We start from the raw sequence: 8,005 nt of genomic DNA on the forward strand, positions 1-8,005 counted from the left end.
GCTCCGGCGCCCTGTAGTGGATGGCGCATGTGCGCCGGCGAATAAGGTGTTAAGCCCCTGCCATGAAACCATCGCTAGTCTTGAGAATGGGCCAGCAGCTGACGATGACACCGCAGCTGCAACAGGCCATCCGCCTGCTCCAATTGTCGACCCTGGACCTGCAACAGGAAATCCAGGAGGCCCTGGAGTCCAATCCGATGCTCGAACGCCAGGAAGAAGGCGACGACTTCGATAATGCCGACCCTTTGGCCGACAAAGCCGAACAGCAACCCAACGCCGATGTTTCGGAACCCTCCTACCAGGAAACCGCCCCGACGGTGGACAACCTCGAGGAAGGTGACTGGAACGAGCGCATCCCCAACGAACTGCCCGTCGATACCGCATGGGAAGACGTTTACCAGACCAGCGCCAGCAGCCTGCCAAGCAACGATGACGACGAGTGGGATTTCACCACCCGCACATCAGCCGGCGAAAGCCTGCAGAGCCACTTGCTGTGGCAACTGAATCTGGCACCGATGTCCGACACCGATCGCCTGATTGGCGTCACCCTGATCGACTGCATCAATAATCAGGGCTACCTGGACGAAACGCTCGAGGAAATCCTCGAGGCCTTCGATCCGGAACTGGACATCGAACTGGACGAAATCGAAGCCGTCCTGCACCGCATCCAGCAATTCGAACCCGCTGGCATCGGCGCCCGCAACCTGGGTGAATGCCTGCTACTGCAACTGCGCCAGTTGCCGGCCAAGACGCCTTGGCTGGCCGAGGCCAAGCGCCTGGTCACCGACTACATCGACCTGCTCGGCAGCCGCGACTACAGCCAGCTGATGCGTCGCATGAAGCTCAAGGAAGATGAACTGCGCCAGGTCATCGAACTGGTTCAGAGCCTCAACCCGCGCCCAGGCTCTCAGATCGAGTCCAGTGAAGCCGAATACGTCGTTCCCGACGTAATCGTGCGCAAGGACAACGAGCGCTGGCTGGTGGAGCTGAATCAGGAGTCCGTGCCACGCTTGCGGGTCAACGCCCAATACGCCGGTTTCGTGCGCCGCGCCGACACCAGCGCCGACAACACCTTCATGCGCAATCAGTTGCAAGAAGCCCGCTGGTTTATCAAAAGCCTGCAGAGCCGCAACGAAACACTGATGAAAGTTGCCACCCAGATCGTCGAGCATCAACGCGGTTTTCTGGAGTACGGCGACGAAGCCATGAAACCGCTGGTCCTGCATGACATCGCCGAAGCAGTGGGCATGCACGAATCGACGATTTCACGGGTGACCACGCAAAAATTCATGCATACCCCGCGGGGCATCTATGAACTGAAATACTTTTTCTCCAGCCACGTCAGCACTTCCGAAGGCGGTGAATGCTCGTCCACGGCGATCCGGGCGATCATCAAAAAACTGGTTGCCGCGGAAAATCAGAAAAAGCCGTTGAGTGACAGCAAGATCGCTGGTTTACTGGAGGCACAAGGCATTCAGGTGGCCCGCCGCACCGTCGCCAAGTACCGCGAATCCCTCGGGATCGCGCCTTCGAGCGAACGCAAGCGGTTGATGTAAGGGCCACGCCACAGCGTTCCAGTGGCAGGCATTTCTGCCTGCCGCTTTATGCACTGGCAACGAAGGAGAAGCTGTATGCAAGTCAACATCAGTGGACACCAACTGGAAGTGACCGAACCTCTTCGCACCTACATCGGCGAAAAACTTGAACGACTGGAGCGACATTTCGACAAGATCACCAACGTGCAGGTCACGATGACGGTCGAAAAGCTGAAGCAGAAAATCGAAGCCACGCTGCATATTCCCGGCAGTGAAGTAGTCGCCAACGCCGAGCATGACGACATGTACGCGGCGATCGACTCACTCACCGACAAGCTGGATCGCCAACTTAAAAAGCATAAGGAAAAGACCCAGAGCCTCCTCCAGGGCGCTACCGGTCGTTAACACTCCCAACCCATGATTCGACTTGAAAGCATCCTGACCCCCGGCCGTTCACTCGTGAACGTGCCGGGCGGCAGCAAAAAGAAAGCCCTCGAGCAAATTGCCAACCTGATCGCCCGGGAAGTGCCGGGTCTGGAGATGCAAGATGTCTTCGAAGCTCTGATTGCCCGTGAAAAACTCGGTTCTACCGGTTTTGGCAACGGCATCGCTATTCCCCACTGCCGCCTCAAGGGTTGCGGCGCACCCATCAGTGCCTTGATGCACCTGGATGCCCCTATCGATTTCGACGCCATCGACGGTGCCCCGGTTGACCTGCTGTTCGTTTTGTTGGTCCCGGAAGCCGCTACCGATGCGCACCTGGAGCTACTACGCCAGATCGCCAGCATGCTCGATCGCAAGGAAGTGCGCGAAAAACTGCGCGGTGCCTCGAGCAATGAAGCCTTGTATCAGGTTGTCCTGGACGAGCAAAACGGTCAGTAATCATGCGTTTGATCATCGTCAGCGGCCGTTCCGGCTCAGGTAAAAGCACCGCACTCGATGTTCTCGAGGACAGCGGCTACTACTGCATCGACAACCTGCCCGCAGGCCTGCTGCCGGAGTTGGCAGAACGTGCGCTGATTCACACTGAACTGGTACAACCACTGGTTGCCGTATCCATCGATGCGCGTAACTTGCCAAGTCATCTGACGCGGTTTCCCGAACTGCTGGAAGAAGTCCGCGCCCGGCATATCCAGTGTGATGTCTTGTACCTGGATGCCGACGATGAAACCTTGCTCAAACGGTTCTCGGAAACCCGCCGTCGTCACCCACTGAGCAGCGCCAATCGCTCACTGGCCGAAGCGATCAACGACGAAACCAACTTGCTCGGGCCGATCGCCGACCTTGCCGACCTCAAGGTAAACACCACCAACCTGAACCTGTATCAGCTGCGCGATACCATCAAGCTGCGCCTGCTGAACCAACCAGAACCCGGTACTGCGTTTTTGGTGGAGTCATTCGGATTCAAGCGCGGCATGCCGGTGGACGCCGACCTGGTGTTCGACGTGCGTTGCCTGCCCAATCCCTACTGGAAGCCGGAGCTGCGTGAGCAGTCCGGGCTTGATCAACCGGTTGCCGATTACCTGGCTGCACAGCCGGATGTCGAAGAGATGTTCCAGGACATTTCCACTTATCTGCTCAAGTGGCTGCCACGGTTTGCCGCCAGCAACCGCGCATATGTCACCATTGCCATTGGCTGTACCGGCGGGCATCACCGGTCCGTCTACCTGACCGAGCGCCTGGGCCAGTTGCTACAAAAAAACCTGAAGAACGTCCAGGTTCGCCACCGCGACCTCAGCTAAAGGATTCACACCGCGATGCCTGCTCTGGAAATTGAAATCATCAACAAACTGGGCCTGCATGCCCGCGCTTCCGCAAAATTCGTTGGTGTGGCGGGCCAGTTCCCATGCCAGATCAGAGCCGGGCGCACGCCTGACTCCATGGTCGACGGGAAAAGCATCATGGCCATGATGATGCTGGCCGCCGGTAAAGGCACCAAAATCCATCTGAGCACGGAAGGCGAGCAGGAGCAGGAAGCGCTCGAAGCTCTGGTGAAGTTGATCAACAACTTCTTCGACGAAGGCGAGTAACGATCTTTTGATCTTAAAAAAAGGCGCGTCACCCAATTGGATGACGCGCCTTTTTGTATTGCGATAAGCGTCAGCTACCTGCCACTGTCATGCGCTCGATCAACACCGAACCAGTGCGAATGTTGCTGCGCAATTCCAGGTCATTACCCACCGCAATGATCTGCTTGAACATGTCGCGCATGTTGCCGGCAATGGTCACTTCCTGGACCGCAAACTGGATTTCGCCGTTCTCGACCCAGTAACCCGCCGCGCCGCGGGAATAATCACCGGTGACCATGTTCAGGCCCTGGCCCATCAGTTCGGTGACCAGCAAACCGCGCCCCATGCGACGCAGCAAGGCGGCTTGGTCTTCATCGCCATGGGTAACAAACAGATTGTGTACGCCGCCAGCGTTTGCGGTGCTCGGCATGCCAAGCTTGCGACCGGAATAGGTGCCAAGGATGTAGGACACCAACTCACCCTTTTCGACGAACGGCTTGGCGTACGTCGCCAGGCCATCGCCATCGAACGCCGAACTGCCCATGGCGCGCATCAGGTGCGGACGCTCATCGATGGTCAGCCATTCCGGAAACAGTTTCTGCCCCAGAGTGCCTTCAAGGAACGACGATTTTCGATACAGACTGCCGCCAGAGATCGCCGAGAGGAAACTGCCAAACAAACCGCCGGCCAGTTCCGCCGAAAACAGTACCGGCACTTCACAGGTGGGCACCGGACGTGCGCCCAGACGGCTCGCCGCCCGTTGCGCGGCACGCTGGCCGATGCTCGCCGGATCGGCCAACAAGTTGCCCTGACGGTTTACGTCATACCAGTAGTCGCGCTGCATCTGCCCGTCGGCTTCAGCAATCATCACGCAGCTGAGGCTGTGACGGGTCGACGCGTAACCGCCGATAAAACCGTGACTGTTGCCGTAAACGCGACAGCCCTGGTGGGTACTGAGGGTGGTGCCGTCGGCATTCTTGATCCGGCTGTCGGTGGCAAACGCCGCCGCTTCACACGCCAGAGCCTGCTCGATGGCTTGTTCCGGGGTGATGTCCCATTGGTGGAACAGGTCGAAATCCTGCAGATCCTTGGCCATCAATGCGGCATCTGCCAGGCCCGAAGCCTCATCTTCAGACGTGTGCCTGGCGATGGCCAGCGCGGCGGCGACGGTTTCGCGAATCGCCTCCGGGCCGCTGGCCGACGTGCTGGCCGACCCTTTGCGCTGACCGACATACAAAGTGATGCCAAAGCCCTGATCACGGTTGAATTCGACGGTTTCGACTTCACGCTGACGCACCGAGGTCGACAGGCCCTGCTCCAGAGACACCGCCACTTCGCAGGCGCTGGCACCCTGGCGTTTGGCTTCAGCGATGATTTGCTCGACTTGTTCTTGCAGTGCCGGCAACGCTTGTGGGCCGACGCTTTCAACTGCACTCATGCTGTTCTCCACTCAAATTCTGCTTTCGGTAAAGGTCATCGAGCGACCGGGCCGGACAAGCGGCCCCCGACTGGTTATCATGGCGGCGTTTCTTTGCGGACGGCCACCATGGTTGATTCTTACGACGACTCCCTCGATACGGGAGAAAAAAGCAAATCCCAGGTTAAACGCGAGCTACATGCTCTGGTTGACCTCGGCGAGCGCCTGACAACACTCAAGCCTGACTTGCTGGCAAAACTGCCATTGACCGACGCTTTGCGTCGGGCTCTGGCCGATGCTTCCAAGCACACCGCGAATATCGCGCGTAAACGGCACCTCATGTTCATCGGCAAACTGATGCGCGATCAGGACACTGACGCCATTCTGACCCTGCTCGATCAACTCGATGCCTCCACTCGGCAGTACAACGAACGTTTCCACGGCCTGGAACGCTGGCGCGATCGGTTGATCGCAGGCGACGATGCCGTCCTGGAAAAATTCGTTGTCGACTACCCGGAGGCCGATCGTCAGCAATTGCGCTCCCTGATTCGTCAGGCCCAGCACGAACTGGCGACCAACAAGCCACCGGCATCGAGCCGTAAAATCTTCAAGTACATCCGTGAGCTGGACGAGACTCAACGCGGTCTGCGTTAAATCTCGAGTCGGGTGAGCCGCCAAGCGGTTCACCCGAAGCTCCATTCCTTATGATCCCGTGCCACCCACGGTGATCGCATCAATTTTCAGGGTTGGCTGGCCGACACCGACCGGCACCGATTGCCCATCTTTGCCACACGTCCCCACACCACTGTCCAGCGCCAGATCGTTACCGACCATCGACACCTTGCTCATGGCTTCCGGCCCATTGCCGATCAACGTCGCGCCTTTGACCGGGGCTGTAATCTTGCCGTCTTCGATCAAATACGCCTCGCTGGTGGAGAACACGAACTTGCCGCTGGTAATGTCCACCTGACCGCCGCCGAGGTTGGCGCAATAGATACCGCGTTTTACCGAGGCGATGATTTCCGCCGGATCACTTTCGCCAGCGAGCATGTAGGTGTTGGTCATGCGCGGCATTGGCAGGTGCGCGTAGGACTCGCGACGACCGTTGCCGGTGCGGGCCACGCCCATCAGGCGCGCATTGAGCTTGTCCTGCATGTAGCCTTTGAGCACGCCGTTTTCGATCAGCGTAGTGCACTCGGTCGGAGTGCCTTCGTCATCGACGCTCAGCGAACCACGGCGCCCGGCGAGGGTGCCGTCATCGACGATGGTGCAGAGCTTGGACGCAACCATCTCGCCCATCCGCCCGCTGTAGGCCGAGCTGCCCTTGCGGTTGAAATCGCCTTCCAGACCGTGGCCAACCGCTTCGTGCAACAGCACGCCCGACCAGCCGGACCCTAACACCACCGGCAGCGTACCGGCTGGCGCAGGAATGGCTTCGAGGTTGACCAGCGCCTGACGCAGTGCTTCACGGGCGTAACCCATGGCACGGTCGTCGCTGAGGAAATAACGATAATCGGTACGTCCGCCGCCGCCATGGCCACCGCGTTCACGGCGACCGTTCTGCTCAACGATCACGCTGACATTGAACCGTACCAGCGGCCGCACATCGGCTGCCAGGCCACCATCGGTAGACGCAACAAGGATGCGTTCCCAGACGCCAGCCATGCTCACGGTGACTTGCTGGATACGCGGATCAAGGGCCCGCGTCGCCACGTCGATACGCTTGAGCAGCTCGACTTTCTCGGCGCGCGTCATTACCTCCAACGGGTTATCCGGCCCATACAACTGCGCGACATCCTGCGTGGTGAACGCCTGCACGGTGCCGTTTTGACCGGCCCGCGAGATCGAACGCGCCGCGCGAGCCGCTGCACCGAGGGCTTCGAGCGTGATCGCATTGCTGTAGGCAAAACCGGTTTTTTCACCCGATTGCGCCCGCACGCCGACACCTTGGTCGAGGTTGAAACTGCCTTCCTTGACGATCCCGTCTTCCAGCGCCCAGGATTCGGAAATCTGCCCCTGGAAATACAGGTCGGCGGCATCGATGCCCGGGCCGGCCAGATCACCGAGCACACCTTGCAGGCTCTCGATCGTTACGCCGCCGGGCGCCAGGAGGTGTTCACTGACTGAGGACAACAACTCGCTCATATGCTTTACGCCTTAAATTCATCGTTCTGAGGCAGGTCGCTGTGCGCCCTGCGAGAAAAAGCGCCGGTGACTGGACACCGGCATCCGCGCCCTGATCGACGCCTGTTCGCTGCTATCGCGTTCGGCCAGCAGCACGGCCTCGCCTTGATCCTGTTGTGCCAGCACACGCCCCCACGGATCAATGATCGCGGCATGACCATAGGTTTCGCGTGGCCCGGGATGCGTTCCTCCCTGGGCGGCTGCGAGCACATAACATTGAGTCTCGATGGCTCGCGCGCGAATCAGCACATCCCAATGCGCCGCGCCGGTCACCGCGGTAAAGGCCGACGGCGCGGTAATCAACTCCGCACCGGCAGCCCGTAATTCGCTGTACAACTCAGGGAAGCGCAGGTCGTAACACACCGTCAGGCCGACTCGACCAACAGGTGTGTCCGCCACCACCACGCCACTGCCATAAGCATAGTCATCGGACTCGCGATAACGTCCGCGATTGTCCGCCACGTCCACATCGAACAAGTGCAGCTTGTCGTAGCGCGCCACTGTCTCGCCCTGATCGTTCACCAACAGCGAGCAGGCATGCACCTTGGCCGTCGGTTGATCCACCGGCGGCAGCGGCAATGTGCCAGCCACTATCCATAACTTGAGGTCGCGGGCAGTCTGTTTCAACCACGGCAGGATCGGACCTTCGCCCAACGCCTCGGCGCGGCCGATGTCGGCAATGTCGCGACGGCCCATGGCGGCGAAATTTTCCGGCAACACGGCAAGCACAGCGCCACTCGCCGCTGCTTGCTCAAGGAGCCGACGGGCCTGGGCCAGATTGGCCAGCACGTCGCTCTGGCTGACCATTTGAATCACAGCAACAGACATGGCCTTTTCCTTACTTGAGATCCGTACGACTA

General features: G+C 59.4%; 9 protein-coding genes. 6 read left to right on the top strand and 3 right to left on the bottom strand.

The annotated features are described in order from the left end of the window. Positions 1–62 precede the first annotated feature (62 nt). The 5 genes from ACM6IR_RS17270 (at position 63) to ACM6IR_RS17290 (ending at position 3,565) form a co-directional block, all read left to right on the top strand. A complete protein-coding gene (locus tag ACM6IR_RS17270; RefSeq protein ID WP_201114876.1) occupies positions 63–1,556 on the top strand; it encodes an RNA polymerase factor sigma-54 in 1,494 nt (497 codons plus the stop codon). A 75-nt stretch (positions 1,557–1,631) separates the two neighbouring features. Continuing rightward, positions 1,632–1,940 carry a ribosome hibernation-promoting factor, HPF/YfiA family gene (gene hpf / locus ACM6IR_RS17275; RefSeq protein ID WP_060542979.1) on the top strand — a complete coding sequence of 103 codons (309 nt, stop codon included), beginning with the start codon at positions 1,632–1,634 and terminating at the stop codon, positions 1,938–1,940. Between the two features lie 12 nt (positions 1,941–1,952). Next, positions 1,953–2,417: a PTS IIA-like nitrogen regulatory protein PtsN gene (gene ptsN, locus ACM6IR_RS17280; protein WP_414908826.1), complete on the top strand. Its 465-nt coding sequence runs from the start codon at positions 1,953–1,955 to the stop codon at positions 2,415–2,417. A gap of 2 nt (positions 2,418–2,419) precedes the next feature. Continuing rightward, a complete protein-coding gene (gene rapZ, locus ACM6IR_RS17285; RefSeq protein ID WP_414908827.1) occupies positions 2,420–3,277 on the top strand; it encodes an RNase adapter RapZ in 858 nt (285 codons plus the stop codon). A gap of 15 nt (positions 3,278–3,292) precedes the next feature. Then, a complete protein-coding gene (locus ACM6IR_RS17290) occupies positions 3,293–3,565 on the top strand; it encodes an HPr family phosphocarrier protein (RefSeq protein WP_414908828.1) in 273 nt (90 codons plus the stop codon). 70 nt (positions 3,566–3,635) lie between these two features. Here the strand turns inward: ACM6IR_RS17290 and pmbA are convergent, their stop codons facing one another. Further along, positions 3,636–4,982 (bottom strand): metalloprotease PmbA, encoded by a 1,347-nt coding sequence (gene pmbA / locus ACM6IR_RS17295; protein ID WP_414908829.1) that lies wholly within the window; start codon positions 4,980–4,982, stop codon positions 3,636–3,638. Between the two features lie 108 nt (positions 4,983–5,090). Here pmbA and yjgA point away from each other — a divergent pair, with 108 nt between their 5' ends. Next, positions 5,091–5,615, top strand: coding sequence for a ribosome biogenesis factor YjgA (yjgA, locus tag ACM6IR_RS17300; RefSeq protein ID WP_201114880.1), 525 nt, complete (start codon positions 5,091–5,093; stop codon positions 5,613–5,615). 48 nt (positions 5,616–5,663) lie between these two features. On the opposite strand, the gene tldD is transcribed toward yjgA, so the two are convergent. Together tldD and ACM6IR_RS17310 are read right to left on the bottom strand one after the other, a co-directional pair. Continuing rightward, positions 5,664–7,106 carry a metalloprotease TldD gene (gene tldD, locus ACM6IR_RS17305; RefSeq protein WP_033058018.1) on the bottom strand — a complete coding sequence of 481 codons (1,443 nt, stop codon included), beginning with the start codon at positions 7,104–7,106 and terminating at the stop codon, positions 5,664–5,666. A gap of 18 nt (positions 7,107–7,124) precedes the next feature. After that, the gene (locus tag ACM6IR_RS17310) at positions 7,125–7,973 is read right to left on the bottom strand and encodes a carbon-nitrogen hydrolase family protein (RefSeq protein ID WP_414908831.1); all 849 of its coding nucleotides are present in this window, start codon (positions 7,971–7,973) and stop codon (positions 7,125–7,127) included. Between the last annotated feature and the right edge of the window lie 32 nt (positions 7,974–8,005).

Source organism: Pseudomonas sp. IT-P253 (assembly GCF_949768125.1).
Taxonomy (GTDB): domain Bacteria; phylum Pseudomonadota; class Gammaproteobacteria; order Pseudomonadales; family Pseudomonadaceae; genus Aquipseudomonas.

Coding starts and splice junctions, on each gene's coding strand:
- yjgA (WP_201114880.1), top strand. CDS start 5,091: ATGGTTGATTCTTACGACGACTCCCTCGATACGGGAGAAAAAAGCAAA.
- ACM6IR_RS17310 (WP_414908831.1), bottom strand. CDS start 7,973: ATGTCTGTTGCTGTGATTCAAATGGTCAGCCAGAGCGACGTGCTGGCC.
- ACM6IR_RS17270 (WP_201114876.1), top strand. CDS start 63: ATGAAACCATCGCTAGTCTTGAGAATGGGCCAGCAGCTGACGATGACA.
- hpf (WP_060542979.1), top strand. CDS start 1,632: ATGCAAGTCAACATCAGTGGACACCAACTGGAAGTGACCGAACCTCTT.
- tldD (WP_033058018.1), bottom strand. CDS start 7,106: ATGAGCGAGTTGTTGTCCTCAGTCAGTGAACACCTCCTGGCGCCCGGC.
- pmbA (WP_414908829.1), bottom strand. CDS start 4,982: ATGAGTGCAGTTGAAAGCGTCGGCCCACAAGCGTTGCCGGCACTGCAA.
- ptsN (WP_414908826.1), top strand. CDS start 1,953: ATGATTCGACTTGAAAGCATCCTGACCCCCGGCCGTTCACTCGTGAAC.
- rapZ (WP_414908827.1), top strand. CDS start 2,420: ATGCGTTTGATCATCGTCAGCGGCCGTTCCGGCTCAGGTAAAAGCACC.
- ACM6IR_RS17290 (WP_414908828.1), top strand. CDS start 3,293: ATGCCTGCTCTGGAAATTGAAATCATCAACAAACTGGGCCTGCATGCC.